Genomic DNA, 26,754 nt, shown 5'->3' with positions numbered 1-26,754 from the left:
TATAATATACTTTTAAATAATATTGGGGATGAAGATTATAAAATATAAAATGATAGATATTATTAAGAGTTATTGATAAGATTAATATATAAATTTTATTAGGAGGGGTTTTATGAAAAAAGCAATATTTTTAGATATTGATGGAACCTTAATAGATTGTTTTAATGGAATGACTGAGATTTCGCCTAAAGTAAAAACAGTAATTCGCTCATTACAATCTAAAGGGGAGTATGTTTTTATAGCAACAGGAAGACCTTATGCTTTTTTAAGCCAAGCTATATTAGAGTTTGGATTTGATGGATTTATATTAGCAAATGGAGCTCAAGTAATAATTAATAATAAAACTATTTATAGTGATTATCTTAAAAAAGATTTTTTAAAAGATTTAATTTCAAAACTTGAAAAAAATAATATTCAATACATTTTACAAAGTGATAAATATTCATATATAAAAAAAGAATTTAAAGAATTATACGATTTTTATTATAGAGTAGGGATATCAGGAAGTTTATTAAAAGATACTTACTCACTTGAGGATATAAATGTTTTTAAAATAGAGATGTTATGTCTTGATGAAAAAACATCAAATATATGCTTAGATTTAATAAGTAACAATTCAGATTATAGTCATGTTAACAGTATAGATATAAAAGCTTTTGAACTATATTCAAGTAAGAATACTAAGGCAACTGGAATATTAAAAGCATTAGAATATTTAAAAGTAGATATTAAAAACAGTTATGCTTTTGGTGATGGAAAAAATGATATAGAAATGTTATCAACTGTTGGATGTGGAATTGCTATGGGAAATGCCTGTGATGAAGTAAAAAAATATGCGAAAAAAATTACTGATACAGTGCATAATGATGGAGTAGCAGTTGGAATTGAAAAGTATGTTATTTAATGGGTATAAAGGATATAGTTTATATCTTTAAAATTTATAGTATTTTGATATAATTTAAGTTAGAAAAGCTTAGTTCGGGCAACACTAAGCTATATAAAATTAAAACAAAAGTAAATATCTTTAATTTTAATATTAAAGATAGTCGCTTTCACAACACTCTTTTGTTTTAAGTAATTTTTATAAAAGGCACTGTCTTTCTTGGCTGGAAGACGGTGCTTTTTTATAAATGAAATTTAATAGGTTATTACCTATTAAAAATATAAAATAATAATATTTTACCTATACTTAAATGTGCCTTATAATAAAATTGTAATAGAGATTACAAATTATAAAAAATAAATTTGAATTTATATTTTATTAGAATACGAGTAGATAAAGATGAGCAGAAAATTAAAAGAAGGTGCGTAGTATGATGAAATATTTTGATAAATTAGAGAATTATCCTATAGCAATAAGTGGTACGTGCTTAGCATTTATAACACTTAGCAATAGTTTAGCAATAAAAGGTATATATTTCGTAAAACCAATAGCAATAGCCTTAGCAGTAGGTATGTTAATATTAATGGTTGGAAAATTTATAAAAAATCCAAGAAAATTTTATAGTGAAATGAAAGATCCAGTTTTAGGTACATTTTTCCCAACAATAGGAATGGTAACTTGGTTAGTAGCAAATTACTTTTATCCTGTACTTCCAAGAGTTTGTACTGCTTTATGGTTAGCTGGAGTAGTATGGCATTACTTTATAGTAGTTTTATATACTTATTTAAGAATAAAGGAAAGAAATTTCAAAAATATAGTTCCTACAGCATTTATAGTTTACACAGGAATGATAACAGGAACTGTAGCAAGTAAAGGAATAGTTGGAGTTGAACCAATAGCTAAATTTATGCTTATGTTTGGGTTTGTTTTTTACACAGCATTATTACCAATGGTTTTATATATAGTATTTAGAAGTGAAAAGATGGAAGATCATAGAATACCAACTGTAGGTATAATATGTTCACCAGCTCCACTTGGAGTAGTTGGAATGTTAACTTTATACACAAATCCAAATAAAATAATGTTATGGTGGCTTATAATAACAGGATTAATATTATTACCAGTCGTTTATAGTTATATATATAAATTATTTAAATTAGGATTTAAACCAACATATGCTGCATTTACATTCCCATTAGCAATAGCAACATTATCAGGTTTTAAATTAGGAGCTTACTTTAGCAGAATGGGAGAAATGAAATTAGCATCTTTATTCACTTTCTTAGGAAATGTAGAAATTTTTATTGCAACTTATGTAGTATTATTTGTGCTAATAAATTTCTTAAAGTTATTTATAAAAGCAATAGATCCAAGATTAGAAACAAAAATAGAAAAAGATATAGAATATATAAACGAATCAATAAAAGAAGAGGTTTGTTAATTAAAATATGATACATGAAAAAACTCAAATTAAGCAAAATAAAACAGCTTAGTTTGAGTTTTTTATTTAAGAAATATATTTATTGACATTTTTGTTAAATAGAGATATTATCTTTATAATATAAGTTAGGAGGAATATTATGAAATCACTTAATATGAAAAATAATAATTTTATACATCATTGTCACTAGAGACTTGATCTGTAAAGCGGATACAAGTCTATTTGAGCAGGCTTGTATCTCTAGGTGATGATAAATTAAGTGTAATTCATAATTTATTGACCATGTAGGATACTTGCCTACATGGTTTTTTGTTATATAAAAATAAATTAGATAAGGAGAATATAAAATGGAAAAGAAAATAATAAAGCCAAGTATATTAGCGGGATTTATGGAATTATTACCAAAAGAACAAGAAATTTTTAATGATATAGTAGATAAAATTACAGGAGTTTATAAGAAGAATGGATGTTTATCTATAGACACACCAATAATTGAAAAATCAGAGGTTTTACTTGCTAAGACAGGTGGAGAAACAGAAAAGCAAGTATATAGCTTTCAAAAGGGAAAAAATAATTTAGCGTTGAGATTTGACTTAACAGTTCCTTTTGCTAGGTATGTTGCACAATATTATAATGAGTTAACATTTCCTTTTAAAAGATATCAAATAGGAAAAGTATATAGAGGTGAAAGAAATCAAAGAGGAAGATATAGAGAGTTTTATCAATGTGATGTTGATGTTATTGGAAAAGAAAATTTAAGTATAAATAATGATGCATGGGTTATAAATTTAGCAGATAAAGCATTTAAAGAAATAGGATTAGTTAATTATAAATTTCAAATTAGTAACAGAAAGATCTTAAAGGGAATATTAAATTATTTAAATATAGATAAGTCTATAGATGTAATGATTTTAATTGATAAATATGAGAAGATAGGCAAAGAAAATTTTAAATCTGAACTTAAAGAGATAATTGGTGAGGAAAAAAGTAAATATATAAATAGAATATTAGATATTAGGGGAACAAATAAAGAAATTTTAAAAGAATTATCAAAATTTAATATTGAGAATAGTGATTTTATTGAAGGGATTGAAGAATTAAAAAATGTAATAAAATTTCTAGAGGTATTAGGTGTTAATAAAGATAGATTCGAAATAAACTTAAAAATTATTAGAGGATTAGATTATTATACAGGAACTGTTTTTGAGACTATTCTTATAGGAAATGAAAATTATGGTTCTATTTGTTCAGGAGGAAGATATGATAATTTAGCAGAAAACTATACAAAAAATATATTGCCTGGAGTTGGAATTTCGATAGGAATAACAAGATTATTTTTTATATTAAAGGAAATAGGGTTTATAGAAAAATATAAAATAGAAAATAAATTAGAATATTTAATAATACCGATAGGAGATACAATAGATTATTGTGTAGAAGTATTGAGATATCTTCAACAAAAAAATTATAGCGTAAGTATATATTTTGAAAATGATTCTTTAAAGAAGAAAATGATTTATGCCAATAAGATTGGTATAGAGAATGTAATATTAATTGGGGAAGAAGAGATAAATAAAAATGAAATTAGAGTAAAAAATATGATATCAGGTGACAATATTAGTATAAATTACAGAAACTTATAATGGAGTGGATATAAAGTGCCTATTATAAAATATAGGCACTTTATTTTTATTAATTATTATGTTTTACATTTTTACTTATTAAATTCATAAAATTATCAGGAGTAACAACTCTAACTTTAGGATTGTAATTTAATTTATCAATAACATTTTTAACATTATTCATTGTATTACTCCATACATGAACATAAACAAAAGTATATGAGTTTATATCATTTTTATTTGTAAAACCTTTATTTACTCTATCATTTATGTTTTCAACTAAGGTACTTTCATCTTCTAATCCACCCCACAATAAATCACGACATGATACAACAGGTTTATTATTTGACCATACAGTTTTTCCTTTATAAGCATTATTTATATTATAGTTTAGATAAAATAAACCATCTATATTACTATGTTTAGTATATTTATCCCATAGACTAACATCATCTAAAGATTCATCATCAAGAATTAAAACATAATTTTGGTCACAGTTTTTCATATAATTATTTAGAATTCTAGTATAACTATCTAAATTATTTTTAGGAAATTTGCTTGGGAACATATATCCATTTCCAGAGGGAGGAACTAAAAAATAATCTGAGTATTTTAAAGAACTAGCATTTTCATAATATCTATTAAAAACAGTAGGAGCTAAATAATATAATGATGGACTTAAAGACCAACCTAAATTAAAATATCCTCTATGAGCAGAGCCAAACCATTTTTTATTACTATAATTACTTCCAAGTAGCCATTGTTGATTATCTCCATCAGACATAATAAATGTTACATAATGAACTCCATCTTCATTTATATAATTATTTGTTTTTTGTTTTTGTGGATTAGAAGGAAATGCACTAAGAACAGATAAATTATAAGACCAATCAGCTGCGATTACATCAACTCCATATTTAGAAGCTATTGATACATTTGTATGCTCATCAGGTCCCCAGCCTAAACAATGAGAATTTTTATCCATTGAAGAAAAAATCTTTTTTCTTAATGTATCATCTTTTACATCATCTTCATAAAAAATAAGTGATCTAGACATTATTGCATAATCTCTTAATGAAGCAGATTTTTCAGGAGAAAGCTCTATAACAATAGAATGATTAAGACCTGAATTCCATAAATTATTATATCCCCACTCTTTATCTGTATTTTTACAATCTCCAATTAAAGTTTTTATGCCATAGTCTTTAACCTTGCTTTCTAAAGTTTCATCAATAGCTATAGAGTTCTTTAGAGAAGCAAGAGAACATGCATTATTAATAGAATGAGTATTTTTCTGATTATATAAAACATATCCATTTGCATAATTACTAAACTGCTTTAAGAGTTCCCATGGATTCTTAAATTGTTTATATTTAACTTTGTAGTTATTTTTTAAATCTTTAAGCCATATATTATAATCTGGCTCATTTGAAGGTAGTATATAAATTTGTGTACTAGATTTATTTGATATTAATCCTTGAAGAGTAGATATCATTGTTCTTTCTTCTTTGGTCATATCATTTTCTGATATTACACATAAATTTTTTGGAACTATTGAATTTTTTATATATGAATTTGTAGTTTTTATAGTATCAGATAAAACATTATTAGAAGATGCTTTGAATTCATCTGATTTGCATTTATTATAAAAATTACTTAAGAAATCATAACGTCTTTTATTAAAAAAATCTTGAGCATTAGGTTCACTTATTTTAGATAGTATAACTTGGCGAGTAATAATATCATCTAAGGGAACTGTTTTACAATTTTTCAAAATATCATACATTATCATAAATGTAGTTGTTCTTCCTATACCAGCTTTACAATGAAAGTGAAGCCAACTATTTTTAGGTTGATATTTAACAAAATTAACAAAAGAATTAACCATTTCCTCAGAAGGTAATCCACCATCAGTTACTGGCATTCTAATATAAGAAATTCCTTTACTATTTACTAATTTACATTCATTTTCAACTTTTTTAGGAATAACTTGTTTTTGAATGTTTTTATGAGCATAATAATTTAAAGGTTCATCAAGTTTTATTGATTGTAATTTCTGATTCTCATCACATATAATTTCTTGTAAATTCAAACCGGCATTTGCATTATTTAATTTATTTTTCCAACTTATAGCCATTCCATTTACAAATCCATGTGATTCTTCTCTTAAATCAATATCAATAATATTATATTTTTTCCCTATTGAATCTTTAATTAATGAAAGTGTACTTTCAGTAAATTGAGAACTACCTGAAATATTCAATTCATTAAGTCCAGTTAAATTCAGATTAGGATTTTTGCTAAGGTCAACAATATCTGTACTTTTACGAAAATGCTTATTTAGCTTATCCGTAGAATTAGAATCTAGAACTAACTTTACATCATCATATGCAAATGTAGGAAGTGAAAATCCTAGCAAACATATAATGGTTAATGAAATAAGTAAAAAAGATTTTATATATTTTTTCATTAGAATTTACTCCTTTTATCAAATTTAAATATATTTTAGTTTGGCTATATAGATAAGGTTTATTCATGTATTGGAGTTAAATTTTACATAGCATGAATTTGGATTGAAGATATCTTTCAATGACAACATTATTATTAATAAAATGTGATTTTATGAGAATTTATAGAAGAAAATTTTTAATTTATAAAGTATATATAAAAGATAAATTGTACAAACTATTCTTGAGGTGATATTTATGGCTAAGAAAAAATTTAAAAAGAAACACATAAATCATAACCCACAGGTAGAAAGCGCAAAATCACTTTCAGGTGAACCTAAGTCAAATGGAACTGAAAGAGATATGACTAAATTCTCTTAAAGAGTAAAAGGTATGTATTTTTTATACATACCTTTTACTCTTTATAATAAATATAGTTATTTTTTATGAATTAAAATGAGGGTGTAAAACTTAAATTATATTTTAAATGATATAATATAGGAAAATTATAATAACTTAAGAATGATATATTAAAAGGGGATAATATTATGATAAGAAAATTGAGAAATGAAGATATAGAAAAAGTTATGAAAATATGGAAAGATATTACGATTAAAGCACATGACTTTATTAGTAAAGAATACTGGGAAAATAATTATGATGTAGTTAAAAATACATATATACCTATGTCTGAGACTTTTATATATGAAATAGAAAATAAAATAAAAGGTTTTATAAGTGTAATAAATAATGAATTTATAGGAGCCTTATTTGTAGATATTAATTGTCAAGGCTTGGGTGTAGGAAGTGAATTAATAAATTATGTAGTTAAAGAGTACAATAAATTAAGCTTAGCTGTTTACAAAGAAAACAAAAATGCTGTTGAATTTTATATTTCTAAAGGCTTTAAAATAATTAAAGAGCAAATAGATGAAGAGACTGGAGCTATAGAATATATAATGAGTATATAAATTTAGAGTTTAACTTAGATTTTAATAAAAATAAGTTTATTATATAGAACTTTTTAGATAGAAATAAATGAAAAAGCATTCTGAAACAGTTTTGCTTTTTCATTTATTTTAAAATTTCAATTAAAATAGATTTGGAGTTTTATTCTTTTTCCATGTAAATTGTAATTTTGTAAGAAGTTTTTCATCTGTAATAGTATGAAGTGTAATTACTTCTTCATTTGAAACTTCTTTTACTTCACTAGATACATGAACTGTACTTCCAATATTAGTTTCCTTTTTAAATAAGACTTTAATATTAGATAGGTCATATTCATTTAGAATATATTTAGGTAAAGTATCAATAGACATTTCCATATATTTTACGTTATTAACATGATTATTTGAATCAATATCACTGTAACTTATAGTATAGTCTTTTGAATATTCTTCATTTTCTAAAGACATTAAATCATCTAATGGTGGACATTCATCTAATTCACGTTCTAAGCCATATACTTCACATTGGTCAGGAGTTATTTTCATTGGACGTCTTTTTTCAATATCAATTATTATTGCAATAGAAGTTGCTTCAGCTATAACTTTATTTTCAGAGTTTCTAATAGTATAACCTCTATAACCATAGAATTTTTTGTAACCTAAAACACGAGTATCAACGCTTATAGTATCTCTAAATTTAGGATATTCGTATATATTTATATCGTATTTTAAAAGTACCCAAACACAATTATTATGTACAAATCCTTCTTCAGTTTCTCCTAAAGAATCAGATTGAGATATGACTATATCCCATAAATAATTTGCTAGAGTTGAAAATTTACATTGATGTCTAGCATCAACATCATAAATATTTATTTTATAATCTTTTTTAAATGCATTGTTCAAAATTTTTCCTCCTTTATAGACTTTTATTTATAAATATTAACTAAATTCTTAAATAATATTATAAACTTTAAGTTTATTATCTCAAAATTTTTTTTAGAATAAAATGTAAATTTTACGTTTCTGTAACAAAAATTAAACTTTTATATAAAATTTATGTGATATTCTTACATTATAAATAAATATGTAATTTTTTTGTTAGGGAGGCATTAAAATGAAAACAAAGGTAATAATTTCTATTGTGGCTGCATTAGTAATTGCAGGAGGAATTTCAGCTCATGCAACTACTAGTGCAGTTAACAATAAAGCTTTAACGGCAAATAAAATTAAAACTTTACAAATAGAAAATTTAGACAATAAAAATATTAAGGTAAATAACAATAGTTCAAATTCTAATGTTAAAGCAGCTGATATTACAAAATTAAGTAAGCAAGTAAGAGAAGATGAAGGAACCAAATCTATTAATAATAATATAGAAGAAGTTAATAATGTAAATGGAAAGATAGGTTATGTAACTAACATAGCTGTAAATAGTGAACCAGAATTTATAGTACCAACAGATAATGGTAATTTAAGATATGTTATAAATAATGGAGTTAAAGTTACTATTTTAGGTGAAAAAGGTGATTATTATAAAGTTAAACAAAATGGTGAATTCTATGGATATATAAATAAGAAATATATAACTTTTACTGATAATCAAAATGATATTCACCCAAATGATAATGCGATAATTTCAAAATACTTTGGAAATTGGGTAGTTGGTAAACAAATAGGAAGTACTGTAGGTGAAGTTGGAAAATATAATTCATATGAAGGACAAAAATTAATAATGACAGATAAGTTATATTCATTTATGGGAAAAGTTATTAAAAATCCTCAATACTATATTTATAATATGAGTGTAAATTCATATTTTGGAGATTCAAAATATAATAAATTAGAAAATGTTACTGGTAATAAATTTGGTGAATTACAAGTCTTAGTTGTATTACCTCAAAACGAAAAAATTACAAATAGAGTATTCAATGATAAATTCCCAGCAGATCGTGTTTTAATAGCAGGAAATAAAGTAATAACTTATGGTGGGGGATTAGGAAATTCATCTATTAATGAATGTGTTAGAGAAAATTAAAAAACATAGTAAGTAAAAAGCATTCTATTTAAAGAATGCTTTTTATTTAGCCAAAATTGATTTAATATCTGATAAACTTCTGATTATATTATATTCTCTATGTTTAATTTTATTATATAGATATGATTTATAATCTTCACATAATAGGAATGAAGTTATACCAAGTTTTTTGGCAGCATCACAATTTTTTATATTATCATCTACAAAGATTGCTTCATTAGGAGAAAGACTATATTCATCAATAGAAGAAATATGAAAAGTATTTATATTATTTATATTTTTCTGCGAAGAAGTATTTAATATTTTAAAACAATTTTTAAAACTAATCTTTTTAAAAATATTTTTTAATGATGTACAGTTATTTGAGTTTGATTCTGGGTGATAATTTTTACTCAATTCGGGAAATAGTTTGAAAGTGTCATTAAAAAATTTATAATGGTTATACACATAATCCACATTAATAGAATCTATTTTTTCAAATTTTATTTCTAATTGTGGAAAATTCTCTAGTAGTATTTTATAGTAATAATTAAATTGTTCAAAATTTTCTTTTTCATATATTATCAAAGATTCATTAGATTCGGGTTCTATGGATTTTGGGAAAGATAATTTTTTTTGATATTTCTCCTTTGAATTAAAGTTATTTCTATTAATATATTTAAAAAAATTTGGAGCTATAAACCAATGACCTGTAGGTGAAATATTTAATACCCTTCCAGGATTAAATAATATAGCTTTAATTTTATTTTTATCAAAAGTATTTGATTTACTCACTTAGTGTTCCCCCATAAAGCATTTAAAATATAAAATCTTATTAATTTTGATATTATGGTAATATAATAATATGTTTATTACAATAACTATATAGAAATATAAAATCTAATTGAAAATTATAAAATATAGACTTGAATATTATTCAAGTAATTTATTTGTATATTAATTTGGAGGTATAGCCTTGAGAAAAGAACTTAGTGAATTAAGAGAAATAAATAAAACTATTGAAAATAAATTAGAACATATAAGAAATGAAAAAGATAATTGTGATAAAAACACTATAAAGGCTTTGAAAAATGATATATTTCAAAAGACATCTAAAACTTTTATATATAATTTAAAAAAATTAATTCAGATAGAAGGTACACAAAAACATTTAGCTAGAAAGATAGGAGTATCTGAAGATTTACTTTCAAAATATAAGAGTGGAGAAGCTTTTCCCGCTATAGAAACTTTAATATATATTTGTGAAATATATAAAATAAAAATAGAAAATCTTATAAGCATTCCTCTAACTGCTATAGATGTAGAAAATTTAGAGAATAATTTAAATATTAAAGAAGATTTATTTGAAGAAAAATACTACACTTATTTCTTAGTGACTAATATAGGAAGAGAAGGTGGAATACACGAAGGTATAATTGAAATATTAAATGATAATGTTACTTTTAAAATTTTATCAAGAAGCGGAGATATAGTTAAATGTTTTAAAGGAAATTATAATACATCTGATAAACTTATTTATTTTTCATTACAAAGTGCTGAAGATGGAATTACCAATATAACTATGATTAAACCTAATGTAAATAAAAATAAATATACATGCGGATTAGCAATGCTTATGCTTCCATCTGATGCTAATAGTAAACCATGCTCTCAAAAGATATTATTTAGCAAAATAAAGTTAGATAGATCTTTGTATAATCATAAATTAAAAGAGTTTTTAAATTTTTCTGTAAGTGAAAATGAATTTGGAAATATAAAATTATCAAGAGAAGAAGATGAAAAAGTTTATAACTTTATAAGAAAACTGATTTAAATATAAAAAAGACTTATGCTATTTGAATTCTTGCATAAGTCTTTTTATATACGTAATTTATTTAATTTTATAATCCGATAATACAATTTCCAAGCCTCCATATTCTTAAAATTAAGCTTAGAATTAGCAAACTTTATCGCTATTTATGTAGTATCCAAATACTCCTGTTAAAACTGCTTCTAAAATTAATAAAAATCTATTCATTTCTTAGTCCTCCTAAATATCTTTTGTTTGTTTTCTATGATTTAATTTTACTTAGAAAAACTAAAATTACATATCGAAGTATCTTTCAGTAATCTTACAAATTTGAAATATATAAATTCAACTGAATATTTTATATGGTAAAATTTTTATAGAGTAATATTTAAATTTATATTTATTAAAAGATATTTTTAGGACTAAAAGTTTTATTTATTTGAGGTGAAGGGGTATGAACAAAAAATTGATAATTATAAATGGGGTAATGGGAGTTGGAAAAACTACAATTAGTAAAAAGTTATATAAAGAACTTGAGGACTCTTTTTGGTTAGATGGAGATAATTGTTGGATTATGAATCCATTTAAAGTAACAGAAGAAAATAAAAAAATGGTATTAGAAAATATAACATTTATATTGAATAATTTTATAAGTAACTCAAATTCAAAATATATAATATTTAATTGGGTTATACATACTGATGAAATAATGGAAGATATAATAAAAAATCTAAAAGCTGATAATGTAGAGATATATAAAATAACCCTTATGTGTTCTAAAGAAAATCTTTTAGAAAGAATATTAAAAGATATAAAATTGGGTATAAGAGATGAAGAGAATATAAAAAGAAGTTTAGATAAATATGAATTATATCAGTTAATGGATACAATAAAAATTGATACAACTAATAAAGAAGTAAATGAAATTGTTTTGAAAATAAAAGATGTAATAAGTTAAGAGATGAGGTTATAATAGTTTAATTACAAATAAGTATTTAAAATATGGATATTATAAAATTGATGTATTAGCTTGTTCTTTGACTTTTCTTACAGTACCAGATACTTTTAACATATTACCTATAATTGAAAAAACATATCCATTAGCTATTTCTATATTAGGCAAAATAGAAGCATTTGTTATTCCACTAGCTATATTCTTTTCAATTTCGTTAAGTCTTTCAAATGCAACTTCTCCTAAAATTAAACTTGAAGTCAAAGCAACATAACTAGATAAAGCAGCTAATTCTGTTGCCGTAGATGTAGGTGTAAATCCAGTTGATTCTTCAAGAATAGTAAGTCTATCTTGTTTGGCAGAAGCAATAAGAATTATATATGAAATTATTGCAATATAACACCCTTGTATTTCTTTATCTATTAATTCTAAATCTAATTCATGATTTCCTGTAAGATGTCTAGAAATATTATCTGGCATAATTTCACCTCCATATAATTAATATATTTATTTAGATATTTTATTGATACTAATTTTGATATAAGGGGAAATTTATAAGGATATTATTTCATAGCTATAAGAATTATAATTAAGATTAAGAACTAAATTAAAAATAATAGATTGGAGATAGATTTATATGCAGTTTAAGAGAATAACTTCAAAAAAAGATATTTATTTCGATAAACTAATGGAAATATATAATTATAGTTTTCCAGAGTTTGAAAGAAGGACTTTGAATGATCAGATAGAGGTTTTAAAAAATAAGAATTATAAATGCACTATAGTTTATGAAGATAATATTTTAATTGGAATAATACTTTATTGGGAATTTGAAAATTATAAATATATTGAACATTTAGCTATTAATAAAGACTTTAGAGGACAAAGCTATGGATCAAAAATTTTAAAAGATTTTTGTAGTGATAATAAAATTATTATTTTAGAGATAGATCCACCAATAGATGAGATATCAATTAAAAGACTTAATTTTTATGAAAGATTAGGATTTATTATGCAAGAATTTGATCACATACATCCACCTTATAGAAAAATATATAAGGGACATAAATTAAAGATTATGAGCTTTAAGAGAGAATTATTAAAAAAAGAATATGATAAATTTAATAAATTTTTGGAATACGAAATAATGAAGTATTCAGAATGTAACAATTAGGAGAGAGAAATGATATTTAGAAAAACAACTAAAAAAGATATAAAAAATGTAATGGATATTATAAATGCAAGTAAGGAATATTTTAAGAAAAACAGTATAAATCAATGGCAAAATGGATATCCAAATGAAGAGGTTATTTTAAATGATATAAAAAATGGAGAGGCATTTGTTCTTTTAGATGATGAAAACACTATTATTGGAACTGTAGCGATATCATTTAGAGGAGAATCTACATATGATAAAATTTATGAAGGAAAATGGCTTACTGATAGTGAATATGCAGTTATCCATAGGATTGCTATTAAAGATGATTTAAAAGGAAGAGGAATATCAAGAGATATATTAAAAGAGGCAGAAAGGATATGTTTAAATAAAAATATAAATAGTATAAAAATTGATACTCATGAAGAAAATTTGTCTATGCAAAGATTTTTAGAGAAATCAGGTTTTAAATATTGTGGAATAATTTATTTAAATAGTGGGCTAGAATATGGAGAAAAGAGAATAGCTTTTGAAAAATTAATATAATAAAAAAATAGTATGTACTGAGTATAAATATCAATTACATACTATTTTTTATCTGTTAAATTTTCAGCTATAAGCCCTTTTTCTGGGTTATAACCAACAATATATTCAGGAGATGATGGTGAATTTATTTTAAATTTATTAGAGTCTTTATTTAATACAATAAATTCGCCTTCAGGTTCAGGTATAAATACATCTTGAATTTGAGTTAAAGAAACGTTTAAAAGAATAGAAAACTCATTAAAGAAACCATTTTTTTCTTTTTTAATAATATCTTTTTCAATTTTTATGTAATTTAATTCGCAAGATATAGGATTAGGTTTCTTATGATAGTAAAATTTAAAGTCAATAGTATCTAAAATAGGTGAATGATTTAATTTTATTTCCAAACACTCATTAATAGGAATATTTAGAGTTAGTGATTTTATAGAATTTGCAATACTATCAGTTGTATACCTTAATGTCTTACTAATTAATCCATTAATTATTAAATAAGAATCTCCATTTAAATTTAAAGGGTTTAATGAGATTTTATTTATATTTTCTAATATATCAATGTAAGTAGAATCAAAAGGAATATTTGTAATTTTAGATAATTTTACAGAGATTGTTCCTAATACTACAGGAGCTTTAATAACTAATGATCCGGGTTTACCTAATGTTACAAAGTACTCACAAGTAGCAGTAGATTTGTTTTTAGCGCTCATATATAACTCCTATAAAATATAAATTATTATAAATATATTCAAAAGAAAGAAATTAAATAACAACTAATTAAAAAGAGATATAAAATAAAAAAAGGAGTGTCGAAAATTCAACACTCTTTTTATCTAAAATTATAAATTACTAGCAAATATTTTCAACTGCAAGAGCTGAAATTTGAGCTCTAACTATTAAACCAGGGGATGTTAAAGTAGCATTTGTTATTTGAACTGTATAAGTTTCACATCCGCAACAATTTGAGCAATCACAAACTTGGAAAGAGAATGATTGACTTGAAAGTTCATCAAGAGTAGCTGAGAAAGTGAATGATTCACCTACAGGTTGAGTACATCCATCACAGCATTTGAAAACTGTAAATGTCAAAGTAGCTTCTATATCTTGTTCATGTTGATCATGACCACCACCACCAGGAGCAGGAGCTGCATCTTTATGATGTCTACCGCCTCCACATTTAGAAGGATTAGTTATTATAGCATTAAAGTTAAGAAGAACTGTAGGATTACATAATTCTCTAGTATCTATAGTAATGCTACCTACAGGAATAGGGTTTGGTAAAAGGGTATCTATTTCAGGTAATGGTCCAGCTGATCCAGTAGAACATCTTAATAAAGCTTTTCCTGGTGTTGGAGCACAACTACAAGGTCTTTTAACTATAAAACATTCTTCAAAGCAATGTTTTCTATTAGGTCTTCTACAATCAAAATCATCATGGCAGTGTTTTCTTTCATGTTCGTCACAATCGCAATCGTGTAAATAATTTTTATTTTCGTCTATCATTTTCATAAATTCCTCCATAAATTTAAAAATTTTTGTTCGACAAGAAATTGTTTTTTTCTTATAGTACATTGTATGAATTAGTAAAAAAAATGTGATATATTAAATACTTTTATTCAACAAAGTTTTTAATTCTTAATGGTATATTTTATGAATTAATACAGAAATATGCTATATTAAATAAGAAAATGAAATAAATAAAGTATAAAGTTGAAAATATGAATTAATACCATATTCTATAGTTTATTTGATGAAAGTTATTACTTCTTTTTTATGAATTTTTATTTTCTTCTTTCTTTATAAAAAATTATATTTATGATGGGATTATTCTGTGGTATTTTTAATAAAACAGGAATTACTGTTTTATTATGTATATAATAAGTATTTTTATTGTTATATTATTTTTATAATTGTTTATAGAGTGTATTTTATAAAAATTTTTATTAGTTTATAAATTTTAATATGTTCTAGTTTCTATAGAATTTCAATAACCAAAGTGTTTTAAAATAATCTATATTAGAAATAAATTTTAAAGAGTTATATTTTGAATATAACTTAATATTAATCATATTTAAATTCTAAGATATAATATTTAATAAAATAAAAAACCTATAGATTAATCTATAGGTTTTTTGTGTGTATTTGGTATTTAGTATTTAGTCTATCGTTTTAGTTGATATTATATCAGATCCTGTTCCTAAAACATTTTTAATGATTACATCTCCAACTTTTATAGGAAGTGTAATAGAAACAGAATTGATTTCCTTCATTACATCAAATATCATTCCTTTAGGAATTGGGATATTTGTTTTAACTGGTATAACCATATTAGAACAGTTATCTATTTTAACTGTTGAAGTAACGATTCTTGTTGGATTTTTAACTTCATTTAATCCATAAACTTCTCCTCTTTTACAGGTATTTCCTTTTACTGTTTCTTTCTCTGTATCTACAGTAAGATGACATCCTCTAGGACAAACTATACAAATTAATTCTTTTTCCATGATTATTCACCATCCTCTAATGAAATTGTTAAAGCACCTTTTGCATTCATAAGGTTATTTTTTAGGATTGATATTCTTTCCATTTCAGCAGGAGCAACATGTTGCTTTTTAAAGCTTTGAATTATATTACCTTCTGAATCTCTAACAACTATGACTTTATTTTTAAATACATTACGAACTCTCATGAATACTCCAAGATTTCCATCAAGAGATTCAATTTCAAATTTTTGAGGTACTGTATAACTTATATTTTCTCCATTTTTAATTTCTACAAATTTATTTAATCTTTTTTTACCTTGAATATATTTTGCTGCATTTTTACCGGCATTTTTTGATTCTTCAGTAACAAAGTCAACTAAGTCATGAACATGTACAACATTTCCGCAAGCAAATATACCTTCTTTATTTGTTTCCATACTTTCTGAAACTATAAGTCCATTAGTTCTCATATCTAATTCTACACCTGTACTTTTAGAAAGTTCATTTTCAGGAATTAATCCAACAGAAAGTAATAATGTATCTACATCAAAATCTATTTCGGTTCCTTTTATAGGATTTTTATTTTCATCTACTTTAGCTATAGATACTTTTTCGAGTCTTCCATCTCCTTTAACATCTACAACTGTATGAGAAAGATATAACGGAATATTATAATCTTCTAAACATTGAACTATATTTCTTGTTAATCCATTTGAGTATGGCATAAGTTCTACAACAGCTTTAACTTCAGCTCCTTCAAGAGTCATTCTTCTAGCCATTATAAGTCCAATATCTCCAGAGCCAAGGATAAGCACTTTTTTACCAACCATATATCCTTCCATATTTATAAATCTTTGAGCAGCACCAGCAGTAAATATTCCAGAAGGTCTATCACCAGGAATACTTATAGCTCCTCTTGTTCTTTCACGGCAACCCATAGCAAGTACAATTGCTTCAGCTTCAAGAGTTAGATATCCTTTTTCAGAATTTATTGCATGAACGGTTTTATTTTGAATCATTAAAACCATAGTATCTAGCATAACTTCAATTTCAGTTTCTTTAACTAAATCTATAAATCTTCCGGCATATTCAGGGCCAGTAAGTTCTTCTTTAAAAGTATGAAGTCCAAATCCGTTATGAATACATTGGTTCAATATACCTCCAAGTTCTTTATCTCTTTCGATAATTAATATATTTTTAACACCATTTTTATAAGCCTCATGTGCAGCAGCTAAACCAGCTGGACCTCCACCTACAACTATTAAATCATATTTCATAACTGATACCTCCTACTTTGTTTTTCCAACGATTATATATGAATTGTTTTTATCTAAAAGAACATCTTCTATATTCATTCCAGTTTCACGAGCTATTATTTCTTGAACTCTAGGTCCACAGAATCCACCTTGACATCTTCCACATCCAGGTCTACATCTTCTTTTAACACCATCAATTGTTCTAGCTCCAAGTGTTCTATTAATGCTATCTACTATCTCACCTTCAGTTATATATTCACATCTACAAATAATTCTTCCATATCTATTATCTTTCTTAATTAATTCAGCTTTTTCACTTTGAGAAAGATTAATGAAATGTATTTGCTCTCTAGTTTCCTTAAAATTATCTTTTGGATTTAATTTAAGTCCTGCTTGTCCCATCATTTTTACAACATCAACTGCTATTGCTGGAGCAGATGTTAGACCAGGAGATTTAATACCTGCAACATCAAAGAAACCTTTAACATCTTTTGCTTCTTCAACTATAAAATCAGGATTATCTGCTACAGCACGAAGCCCAGCAAAATTTCTTATATTTTCTCTAAAATTGATTTTATTAGTAGTTCTTATTGAAGTTTCTCTAATTTTATTTAATCCTTCTGATTCCGTAGAAACTGAGTCTTTATCATCTATATCAATAGCATTTGGACCAACTAAAAGATTTCCATGGACAGTAGGAGTAACTAGAACTCCTTTTCCTAATTCAGATGGACATTGAAAAATAGTTTTTTCTACTAAAGATCCTTGACTTTTATCTAAAAGGAAGTATTCACCTTTTCTTGGAGTAATTTTATAAGCCTCATTGCAGATTAAATTGTGAATATTATCAGCATGAACTCCTGCAGCATTAACTATAAATTTAGATTCTACTATATCACCATTTTCAAGTGTAATTTTAAAGTGATTATCTTTAGTTATTTTAACTACTTTAGAATTTAATCTTAATTCACCGCCGTTATCAATAGCATTTTCAGATAAAGCTATAGTAAGTTCATATGCCCCAACTATTCCTCCAGTAGGGCAGAATAGAGCTGCTTTAATATCAGGATTGATATTTGGTTCCATCTCTAAGACTTCTTCTTTATTTAGCATTTTTATTCCTTCAACTTTGTTAGCTAATCCTCTTTTATATAAAATATCTAATTCTTTCATATCTTCTTCATTAAAGCCTATAATAAGTGAACCATTTCTTTTAAAAGGAACAGATAAATCTTTACAAAGCTTACCAAACATTTTATTTCCTTCAACATTATATTTTGCCATTAATGTACCTGGTTCTGGGTCATATCCAGAGTGAACAATTGCCGAATTTGCTTTCGATGTTCCCATAGCAACATCATTTTCTTTTTCAAGTGTAACTACATTTAGATTATATTTAGTAAGCTCTCTAAAAATTGAACCTCCTATAATTCCTGAACCAATAATTGCAACATCATAAATCATTTATATCGCTCCTTCGTATTAAAATAAAAAGAGCCAACTCAAAAAAGACATAACAATGCCCTTCTTGTGTTTAGCTCTAATCTTCTCTTCTACACAAAAATAAAATTTTCTTATTAACTTACGTTAATTATAACACATATCTGAAAACATTTCCATAAATTTTTTAAATTAGTCATCTAAAGCCCAATCTTTAGATCTTTCAACTGCTTTTTTCCATTTACTATAATATCTATTACGGTCTTCTTCATTAACTTTTGGCTCAAATTCTTCACTAGCAAACCAAAGTTTAGAGATTTCTTCTTTATCTTTCCAATATCCAACTGCTAAACCAGCAAGATATGCTGCACCAAGTGCTGTAGTTTCAGTTATTATAGGTTTTATAACTTTTTTACCAACAAGGTCAGATTGGAATTGCATTAAGAATAAGTTTTGGCTTGCACCTCCATCTACTTTAATACAGTTAATATCATATCCAACATCATCAATCATAGCCTCTAAAACATCTCTAGTTTGATAGGCAATTGATTCAAGGGCTGCTCTTATTAAATGATTTCTATTAGCACCACGAGTTAATCCAACTATTGTACCACGTGCATACATATCCCAATGAGGCGCACCAAGTCCAACAAAAGCAGGAACTATATAAACTCCCCCATTATCTTTAACTTTTGTAGCAAAATATGCAGTGTCACTAGAATCACTTATAATTCTGAGTTCATCTCTAAGCCATTGAATAACAGCTCCTCCTACAAATACAGATCCTTCTAGTGCGTATTGAACTTTTCCATTTAATCCAATTGCAATAGTTGTTAAAAGTCCATTTTTACTTTGAACTAAATTTTCTCCAGTATTCATTAATAGAAAACATCCAGTTCCATAGGTATTTTTAACATCTCCTTTGTTAAAGGCAGCTTGTCCAAATAAAGCAGCTTGTTGGTCTCCAGCAATACCTGAAATAGGAACTCTTATTCCACCTTTAGAACCTAAGTTAGCATATCCATATATACATGAAGAATCTTTAACTTCAGGAAGCATTTGTTTAGGAATATCTAAAATTTCAAGTAGCTTATCATCCCATTGTAAAGTCTTTATATTAAAAAGCATAGTTCTAGATGCATTAGTATAATCTGTTACGTGAACTTTTCCATTAGTAAGTTTCCAAACAAGCCATGTGTCAACTGTACCGAATAATAAATCACCTTTTTCAGCTTTTTCTCTAGCACCTTCTACATGGTCAAGAATCCATTTAATTTTTGTTCCTGAGAAATAAGCATCTAAAACTAATCCAGTATTTTCTTTTATATATTCTTCATATCCATCAGATTTTAATTTATCACAAATATCAGCAGTTCTTCTGCATTGCCAAACAATTGCATTATAAACAGGTACTCCAGTATTCTTGTCCCAAACAATAGTAGTTTCTCTTTGATTTGTTATACCTATAGCTGCAATATTTTCTTGAGTTATATTTGATTTTGCCATAACTTCTTGTAAAACACTATATTGGGTTGCCCAAATTTCCATAGGATCATGTTCTACCCAACCTTCTTTTGGATAAATTTGATTAAACTCTTTTTGACTAACTCCAAGAATATTTTGTTCATTATCAAATATTATTGCTCTTGAACTTGTTGTACCTTGATCTAATGCCACTACATATTTTTTCATATTAATCACCTCATAAGATTTTTTTACATGTACCAAATAGCTTCTTTTGTTGTAGATATACAAGTTGCTCCAGATTTTAGAGCACTCATAACATCTTCTTTATCAGATATTAAACCACCAACAATTAGTGGTTTATTTATAGTTTTAGAAAGTTGATCTATTATTTTAAATAATAGACCAGGTAGCATTTCAACTGCATCACACTCATCTACTAAATGATTTTGTATACCTTGAAAAGAAAGGCTATCTAAAATAAATACTCTCTGAATTGCTATAAGTCCTAGTTTTTTTGCTGATCTTATTGTCTGAGGCTTTGTACTTATGATGCCATTAAAACTTGTTTTTTCTTTTAAATATTGTAAAGCTATTTCTCTATTTGTTAAACCATCTACTAAATCAATGTGTAATATTCCTATTTTATTATGAGCGGATATTTTTTTTGAAATAGATACAATATCTAATATATTACCGAAAAGAACAAAAATTACATTAACATCAGTTTCTAATGCCTTATCCAATTGTTCATTGTTTTTTACAGCAGCTACTACTGGATTTTCTTCAAGTACTCTTCTAAAATTAATCATTAAAATAGCCTCCTTTAGACTGTGAATATATTGTTTTTATAATTATTTAAATATTACTGTGAATAAAACTGTTCCTACAATTCCTCCAAGTATTGGAGCTATAATTGGAATCCAAGAATAAGCCCAATCAGAGTCACGTTTATTTTTTATTGGAAGTAAGAAATGAGCAAGTCTAGGACCAAAGTCTCTAGCAGGATTAATTGCATATCCAGTAGGGCCTCCTAATGAAAGTCCAATTACCCAAATTAAAAGTCCTATAGCTATTGGTGAAATACCAGCAGCCATTTTAGAAGCTCCTATTCCCATAATTCCAAACATTAAAATGAATGTTCCTATAAACTCTGTTATAAAGTTCCACTTATAATCTCTTATAGCTGGCATTGTGCAGAAAATTCCTAGTTTTGAATCTTTATCTTCAGTTTCTTCAAAATGCTTGTAATAAGTTAAGAATACCAAAACAGCACCTAAAAATGCACCTATAACTTGTGCAATTATATAAAAAGGTACTTCAGACCAAGGCATGTCTCCTATTACAGCTAAAGAAATAGTTACAGCAGGATTAAATTGGGCACCACTTATAGCAGCAAATATAAATACTGGTATTGCAACAGCAAAAGCCCAACCTGTAGTAATAACAATTAAACCTGAATTATTCCCCTTAGTTTTCTTTAGTAAAACATTGGCTACAACCCCATCTCCTAATAGTATTAGAATCATTGTTCCAATCATTTCTGCTAAAAATTTTTCCACCATAAACATCCACCATCCGATATATTAAATTTTGTTTAGAAATAATTTATAAAAATTAAAAGAGCTAAACAAAATGGAGCAATAAAAAGACTCCCTCGTGTTTAACTCTAAATAATCTCTACACAAGTTAAATATATATCAATATATAAATAATTTACATTTAAAATTATAACAGTTCATGTAATTGTTTTCAATACAAAAGGTTAAATTTTCTAATTCTATTTTAAGAACCACTGATTAGAGAAACTTATTAAGAAGTGGTTCTTTATAAAAAGATATTACGAACATATAATAAATCATGTCAAAATAATAAAAAGGAAAGTGATTAGAAATGAGAATTGGAGTATTAATGGGAGGAATATCGACAGAGAGAGAAATCTCATTAAAATCAGGGGAAGAAATATTAAAAAATATAAATAAAGATAAATATAAGGAAATAGTTCCAATCATAATAAATAAAGAAAGTGATGTAATAGAAAAGGCTAAAGATATAGATTTTGCACTTCTTGCACTTCACGGAAAATTTGGAGAAGATGGAACAGTACAATCTATATTAGAAGGAATGGGTATACCTTATAGTGGTTGTGATGTAAAAACAAGTGCAATATGTATGAATAAAGCACTAACTAAGAAATATATAAAAAGACATGGAATAAATACAGCAGATTGGATAGTTGTAAAATCAGTTGAAGAAATAGATTATGATATGATTGAAAAAATGACATATCCAGTATTCATAAAGCCAAATAACGGAGGCTCAAGTGTGGCAACATTCTTTGTTAAGAGTGAAAGTGAAGTAGAAAATGCTGTTAGAGAAGGTCTTAAATGTGATAAAGAAGTAATAATAGAAAAGTTTATAGAAGGTGAAGAAATAGCGAGCTTTGTTTTAAATGGGAAAGTTTATCCTACAATTTCAATAAAAGCAAACAAAGGCAAGTTTTTTGATTATGCTTCAAAATATGAAGAAGGTGGAGCAGTTGAAGAAGTGATAAAAATTGATCCTTTTGTTCAAGAAAAAATAAATAAAATTTCAGAAAAAACTTGGGATGCATTAGGTTGCAAGAGCTATTCAAGAATTGATATGATAGTAAGTGATGGAGAACCATACGTACTAGAAGTCAATACTTTACCAGGAATGACAAAGTCAAGCCTTATTCCTAAAAGTGCCAAAGCTAGTGGTATGGAATATAGTGAGTTGATAGATAATATAATCAGATATTCACTTAATTAGGAGTTGAAATGATTTGATTTTTTCTAGCTTAGAGTTTAATAATGAAGAACCAATATATAAACAAATAGAGAAATATATAAAAAATATGATAGACAATAAGCTAATAGCAGGTAATGGAAAGTTACCAGCTACTAGAGAACTTGGACGTATTCTAGGAGTTAGTAGGAATTCGGTAATAACAGCCTATGAAAATCTAGAATCAGAAGGAGTTATATATACAATTAAGGGAAAAGGAACCTTTGTAACTCCAATAGAAATTAATGAAGAAGAAAAATGGAATATCCCATGGAATGATAAATTAAATGAATATGGTAGGTTAGCAAATGAATTAGATATCGTGAAAAGTGAAATACCATGGGAAAAAGGAATAATATCCTTTAAAAGCATATCACCAGATGGAGAATTATTTAATATAGATGATTTTAAAAAATCATTTTTAAATAGAATATCTATAGAAGAACACAAAATTTTAAATTATGGATATGCAAAAGGATATAAGCCATTAATAGATTATCTATTAAAATATATGCAAAATAAAGGCATAGATACAAAAGGAAAAGATATATTAATAACAAATGGGTTTACTGAAGCATTAGAAATGATGCTTTCAGCATTTACAAAACCAGGAGATAGCATAATATGTGAAAATCCAACTCATAATACAGCTGTAAAAATAATGAAGGCTCAAGGATTAAACATTATTGGAGTTAGTATGAATGAGGATGGACTATGTCTAGAAGAACTAAAAGAAAAGCTCAAATTAGAAAAAGTTAAATTTGGATATCTTATACCTTCATATCATAATCCCACAGGGCTCGTCATGAAAGGGGAAAAAAGACATGAAGTGTATAGGTTGTTTAAGGAAAGTAATGTTCCAATTATAGAAGATGGTTTTAATGAAGAATTACTTTATAATAGTACACATCTATCTCCTATAGCATCTTTTGATACTGGAGGAAGTGGTGTAGTATATTTATCAAGTTTTTCTAAAATTCTTTTTCCGGGAATGAGAATAGGTTGGATACTTGGGGAAAAGAATTTAATTGATTTATTACAAAGTGTTAAAAGGTGTAAAAATATTCATACATCATTTTTAGATCAAGGGATACTTTATGAGTATCTAAGCGAAGGTTATTTTGATAAGAATATGAAAAAAGTAAAAAAGATATATAAGGAAAAATATAAGTTTGCTTTAAAATGCATAAAAAAATATATTAATCCTAAAATATTGTGGGGAGAGGGTGGTCTTCACATATATGTAGGATTAGATAATATAAATAGCAGAAAATTGTTAGAAAGATGCTATAAAAAGAAAGTTATATTTATGCCCGGAGATATATTTTCAATAGATAATGCATCTGATAATGCATTTAGATTAGGATTATCTAGAGTGAATTTAGAAGAAATAGAAAAAGGTATAAAAATAATAGGTGAAACAATAACTGAAATGAAAATAGAAAATGAAATAGCATTAGAATAATAGTTATATGCTATAATAAAATATATTTTTTAGTGCAGGAGGTGAATTTGTTGTAAAATATGATATTTTACAACAAAATTAATATGTTTACTCATGAAGAATTAATGGTAATAAAAGAAGCAGTTAAAATTGCTGATGCAGAATATATAAGATTAATAGAATTAAATAAAAAAGATAAAAATAGATTAGTAGCTACTAACAGAAAACAAAAGAAATTATGGCTATTAGAAAATAAGCTAAACAAATTAATAGAAGAAACAAAATAATAGACTAATAAAGAGCTTTCTTAATTTTAAGGAAGCTCTTTATTTATTTTAATAAGAATTATTTATGTTTATTTTATATATAAAATAAGCATACTAAATTTATAAAATGAGAAGAGGTGTGTTTATGAAAATATTATATATAATAGCTAATTCAAAGAGTGAAGAGGAATCATCAAGTAGAAAAGTATCTAGGGAGTTAATTAATATGTTAATGAAATTTCATCCTGAATCTAAATTAGAGGAATTGAATTTATATGAAAATAAAATACCTAGATTAGAGGCAAGATATTTTGAAAGTAGAAACTGCATAGTTCAAAGAAAAGATTCATTAACACAAGAAGAAAATGATAATGTAGATAGAATTAATGAATTAGTAAATCAGTTCATAAGTGCAGATGTGTATATAATAGCAGCTCCACTTTGGAATATGTCTTTTCCATCTCCTTTAAAAGAATATTTAGATTGCATAATTCAACAAGGAAAAACTATTGATATTTCTGAAAAAGGAGTAAAAGGTCTATTAGGTGATAAAGAAAGAAGAATGATTTATGTTCAATCATCTGGAGGACATTTACCTATTATATTAAAAAATAAAATGAGCCAAGGAATAAAATATGTAGAGGACTTAATGAATATTATAGGTATTAAGAAGTTTGAAGAATTATTAGTAGATGGAACTGGATTTACAGTTGAAAGTAAAAGAGAGGCAGAAGAGAAAGCAATAGCAAAAATTTTGCCTTTATTAAAAAGTTTTAGAAAGTAATTAAACGGTATTTATAATATTAGAAACTTAATAATCTAAGTAAAATAAATTTATATAAATAGCCTAAAAGAGAATTAACAATATAATTCAAATTCATAACTAAAAGTTTTATAATAATAAATAAAAAGCTAAAAAATAGTAAGGTGATGAAATGGAATTATATAAAGTTTATGTAAGCTACAAAGAATTAAATAAGGAATATGTAGAATATTTAGAAGGTATACTTGATAAAAAGATACAAGACAATAGTGATATTAAAATTACTGAGAAGTTAAACAAATTTAAAAATGCTTTTGAAGAATTAAAAGTAAAGAGTGATGAGATAGATATAGATGAAAAAGATAAAGAAAATTTAAAGGATTTACAATATTTAATAGTAGATGCTATTTTTATTTCATATGATTTGATAAATTTCTATACTAATAATCATATTGAAAGATTTAAAATGAGAATAACAAATTATATAAATAAAATTAGAAGAATAGAGAATAATTTAATATAACTTAAATTTATTATTTTAAAATTTTATGGGTATAATAAAATTGATTAGATTCTTTATTGTGTCCTTTAAATATTTCGGGAGGATTTTAGCTTGATTAAAATATAGCCTAAAATCCTCTTTTATATATACTAAAAACTTTTTTAAAATTAGAAATTTAAATATATTTTTAAAGACACTTTTCCTAGTGTATCAATATATAAAATTTAAAGTAAATAAGAGAAAATTAAAGAAAAATAAAAATAATTAGTTTATATACATATAGATAAATGAAAAATGTCGAATGATATGAGTATAATAAATCGTGTCGGAAGCGAGGAAACAACTTCCGAAGCAAACAAATCGCCAAAAGCGATGAGAAAAAATGGTCTTTGAAAATTGAACAGAATAATATATAAGCAAACTTAAACCAGCAATTCTTTTATAAGTAAGTTTTAAGAGCTGAAAGATTAAACTTTTTATTGAGAGTTTGATCCTGGCTCAGGACGAACGCTG

The 26,754-nt window shown here is 25.6% G+C and carries 27 protein-coding genes; 15 read left to right on the top strand and 12 right to left on the bottom strand.

Features of this window, described 5'->3' with window-relative positions; genetic code table 11:
• Positions 1-112: 112 nt before the first annotated feature.
• From CLTHE_RS15930 to hisS, 3 genes are all read left to right on the top strand, one after another.
• On the top strand, positions 113-904 hold the full coding sequence (locus CLTHE_RS15930) for a Cof-type HAD-IIB family hydrolase (protein ID WP_080024254.1): 792 nt from the start codon (positions 113-115) through the stop codon (positions 902-904).
• A 409-nt stretch (positions 905-1,313) separates the two neighbouring features.
• A complete protein-coding gene (locus CLTHE_RS15925) occupies positions 1,314-2,324 on the top strand; it encodes a TDT family transporter (RefSeq protein WP_080024253.1) in 1,011 nt (336 codons plus the stop codon).
• 347 nt (positions 2,325-2,671) lie between these two features.
• Positions 2,672-3,967 (top strand): histidine--tRNA ligase, encoded by a 1,296-nt coding sequence (hisS, locus tag CLTHE_RS15920; RefSeq protein WP_080024252.1) that lies wholly within the window; start codon positions 2,672-2,674, stop codon positions 3,965-3,967.
• Positions 3,968-4,016: 49 nt separating this feature from the next.
• On the opposite strand, the gene CLTHE_RS15915 is transcribed toward hisS, so the two are convergent.
• Positions 4,017-6,416: a GxGYxYP domain-containing protein gene (locus CLTHE_RS15915; protein ID WP_080024251.1), complete on the bottom strand. Its 2,400-nt coding sequence runs from the start codon at positions 6,414-6,416 to the stop codon at positions 4,017-4,019.
• Positions 6,417-6,651: 235 nt separating this feature from the next.
• Here CLTHE_RS15915 and CLTHE_RS17170 point away from each other — a divergent pair, with 235 nt between their 5' ends.
• Positions 6,652-6,774 carry a CPC_1213 family protein gene (locus tag CLTHE_RS17170; RefSeq protein ID WP_002599219.1) on the top strand — a complete coding sequence of 41 codons (123 nt, stop codon included), beginning with the start codon at positions 6,652-6,654 and terminating at the stop codon, positions 6,772-6,774.
• A gap of 167 nt (positions 6,775-6,941) precedes the next feature.
• Positions 6,942-7,364: an N-acetyltransferase gene (locus tag CLTHE_RS15910; protein WP_080024250.1), complete on the top strand. Its 423-nt coding sequence runs from the start codon at positions 6,942-6,944 to the stop codon at positions 7,362-7,364.
• Positions 7,365-7,484: 120 nt separating this feature from the next.
• Here the strand turns inward: CLTHE_RS15910 and CLTHE_RS15905 are convergent, their stop codons facing one another.
• On the bottom strand, positions 7,485-8,246 hold the full coding sequence (locus CLTHE_RS15905; protein ID WP_080024249.1) for an acyl-[acyl-carrier-protein] thioesterase: 762 nt from the start codon (positions 8,244-8,246) through the stop codon (positions 7,485-7,487).
• 211 nt (positions 8,247-8,457) lie between these two features.
• Between CLTHE_RS15905 and CLTHE_RS15900 the strand changes: the two genes are divergently transcribed.
• Positions 8,458-9,378 (top strand): SH3 domain-containing protein, encoded by a 921-nt coding sequence (locus CLTHE_RS15900; RefSeq protein WP_080024248.1) that lies wholly within the window; start codon positions 8,458-8,460, stop codon positions 9,376-9,378.
• 42 nt (positions 9,379-9,420) lie between these two features.
• Here CLTHE_RS15900 and CLTHE_RS15895 read toward each other — a convergent pair whose 3' ends face one another.
• Positions 9,421-10,152, bottom strand: a complete 732-nt coding sequence (locus tag CLTHE_RS15895; protein WP_080024247.1) for an HAD hydrolase-like protein — start codon at positions 10,150-10,152, stop codon at positions 9,421-9,423.
• 181 nt (positions 10,153-10,333) lie between these two features.
• Between CLTHE_RS15895 and CLTHE_RS15890 the strand changes: the two genes are divergently transcribed.
• Together CLTHE_RS15890 and CLTHE_RS15885 are read left to right on the top strand one after the other, a co-directional pair.
• On the top strand, positions 10,334-11,191 hold the full coding sequence (locus CLTHE_RS15890; protein ID WP_080024246.1) for a helix-turn-helix domain-containing protein: 858 nt from the start codon (positions 10,334-10,336) through the stop codon (positions 11,189-11,191).
• A gap of 430 nt (positions 11,192-11,621) precedes the next feature.
• On the top strand, positions 11,622-12,125 hold the full coding sequence (locus CLTHE_RS15885; protein WP_080024245.1) for an AAA family ATPase: 504 nt from the start codon (positions 11,622-11,624) through the stop codon (positions 12,123-12,125).
• A 51-nt stretch (positions 12,126-12,176) separates the two neighbouring features.
• Here the strand turns inward: CLTHE_RS15885 and CLTHE_RS15880 are convergent, their stop codons facing one another.
• A complete protein-coding gene (locus CLTHE_RS15880) occupies positions 12,177-12,599 on the bottom strand; it encodes a hypothetical protein (protein ID WP_080024244.1) in 423 nt (140 codons plus the stop codon).
• Between the two features lie 157 nt (positions 12,600-12,756).
• On the opposite strand from CLTHE_RS15880, the gene CLTHE_RS15875 reads away from it, so the two are divergent.
• Both CLTHE_RS15875 and CLTHE_RS15870 read left to right on the top strand, forming a co-directional pair.
• Positions 12,757-13,293 carry a GNAT family N-acetyltransferase gene (locus CLTHE_RS15875; protein ID WP_080024243.1) on the top strand — a complete coding sequence of 179 codons (537 nt, stop codon included), beginning with the start codon at positions 12,757-12,759 and terminating at the stop codon, positions 13,291-13,293.
• Positions 13,294-13,302: 9 nt separating this feature from the next.
• A complete protein-coding gene (locus CLTHE_RS15870; RefSeq protein ID WP_080024242.1) occupies positions 13,303-13,821 on the top strand; it encodes a GNAT family N-acetyltransferase in 519 nt (172 codons plus the stop codon).
• 41 nt (positions 13,822-13,862) lie between these two features.
• Here the strand turns inward: CLTHE_RS15870 and CLTHE_RS15865 are convergent, their stop codons facing one another.
• From CLTHE_RS15865 to CLTHE_RS15830, 8 genes are all read right to left on the bottom strand, one after another.
• A complete protein-coding gene (locus CLTHE_RS15865; RefSeq protein ID WP_080024241.1) occupies positions 13,863-14,525 on the bottom strand; it encodes a hypothetical protein in 663 nt (220 codons plus the stop codon).
• A gap of 139 nt (positions 14,526-14,664) precedes the next feature.
• Positions 14,665-15,324: a DUF4489 domain-containing protein gene (locus CLTHE_RS15860; protein ID WP_242945665.1), complete on the bottom strand. Its 660-nt coding sequence runs from the start codon at positions 15,322-15,324 to the stop codon at positions 14,665-14,667.
• Positions 15,325-15,971: 647 nt separating this feature from the next.
• Positions 15,972-16,319, bottom strand: a complete 348-nt coding sequence (locus CLTHE_RS15855; RefSeq protein WP_080024240.1) for a DUF1667 domain-containing protein — start codon at positions 16,317-16,319, stop codon at positions 15,972-15,974.
• 2 nt (positions 16,320-16,321) lie between these two features.
• On the bottom strand, positions 16,322-17,575 hold the full coding sequence (locus tag CLTHE_RS15850; protein ID WP_080024239.1) for an NAD(P)/FAD-dependent oxidoreductase: 1,254 nt from the start codon (positions 17,573-17,575) through the stop codon (positions 16,322-16,324).
• Positions 17,576-17,587: 12 nt separating this feature from the next.
• Entirely contained in the window at positions 17,588-19,018 is a 1,431-nt protein-coding gene (locus CLTHE_RS15845; protein ID WP_080024238.1) for an NAD(P)/FAD-dependent oxidoreductase, read from the bottom strand.
• Between the two features lie 168 nt (positions 19,019-19,186).
• Positions 19,187-20,686 carry a glycerol kinase GlpK gene (glpK, locus tag CLTHE_RS15840; protein ID WP_002599235.1) on the bottom strand — a complete coding sequence of 500 codons (1,500 nt, stop codon included), beginning with the start codon at positions 20,684-20,686 and terminating at the stop codon, positions 19,187-19,189.
• A 23-nt stretch (positions 20,687-20,709) separates the two neighbouring features.
• A complete protein-coding gene (locus CLTHE_RS15835) occupies positions 20,710-21,270 on the bottom strand; it encodes a glycerol-3-phosphate responsive antiterminator (RefSeq protein ID WP_080024237.1) in 561 nt (186 codons plus the stop codon).
• A 42-nt stretch (positions 21,271-21,312) separates the two neighbouring features.
• Entirely contained in the window at positions 21,313-22,023 is a 711-nt protein-coding gene (locus CLTHE_RS15830; RefSeq protein WP_080024236.1) for an MIP/aquaporin family protein, read from the bottom strand.
• 328 nt (positions 22,024-22,351) lie between these two features.
• Here CLTHE_RS15830 and CLTHE_RS15825 point away from each other — a divergent pair, with 328 nt between their 5' ends.
• The 5 genes from CLTHE_RS15825 (at position 22,352) to CLTHE_RS15805 (ending at position 26,262) form a co-directional block, all read left to right on the top strand.
• Positions 22,352-23,251: a D-alanine--D-alanine ligase gene (locus CLTHE_RS15825; RefSeq protein ID WP_080024235.1), complete on the top strand. Its 900-nt coding sequence runs from the start codon at positions 22,352-22,354 to the stop codon at positions 23,249-23,251.
• Positions 23,252-23,267: 16 nt separating this feature from the next.
• A complete protein-coding gene (locus CLTHE_RS15820) occupies positions 23,268-24,731 on the top strand; it encodes an aminotransferase-like domain-containing protein (RefSeq protein WP_423237268.1) in 1,464 nt (487 codons plus the stop codon).
• A gap of 83 nt (positions 24,732-24,814) precedes the next feature.
• Positions 24,815-24,997, top strand: a complete 183-nt coding sequence (locus CLTHE_RS15815; RefSeq protein ID WP_002599240.1) for a hypothetical protein — start codon at positions 24,815-24,817, stop codon at positions 24,995-24,997.
• Positions 24,998-25,121: 124 nt separating this feature from the next.
• Complete coding sequence (locus CLTHE_RS15810) at positions 25,122-25,760, top strand: FMN-dependent NADH-azoreductase (RefSeq protein ID WP_002599241.1); 639 nt, start codon at positions 25,122-25,124, stop codon at positions 25,758-25,760.
• 151 nt (positions 25,761-25,911) lie between these two features.
• Entirely contained in the window at positions 25,912-26,262 is a 351-nt protein-coding gene (locus CLTHE_RS15805; protein WP_080024233.1) for a hypothetical protein, read from the top strand.
• Positions 26,263-26,754: the final 492 nt, after the last annotated feature.

It is taken from the genome of Clostridium thermobutyricum DSM 4928 (assembly GCF_002050515.1).
Lineage (GTDB): Bacteria > Bacillota > Clostridia > Clostridiales > Clostridiaceae > Clostridium > Clostridium thermobutyricum.
This window is presented reverse-complemented; position numbering and strand designations above follow the sequence as displayed.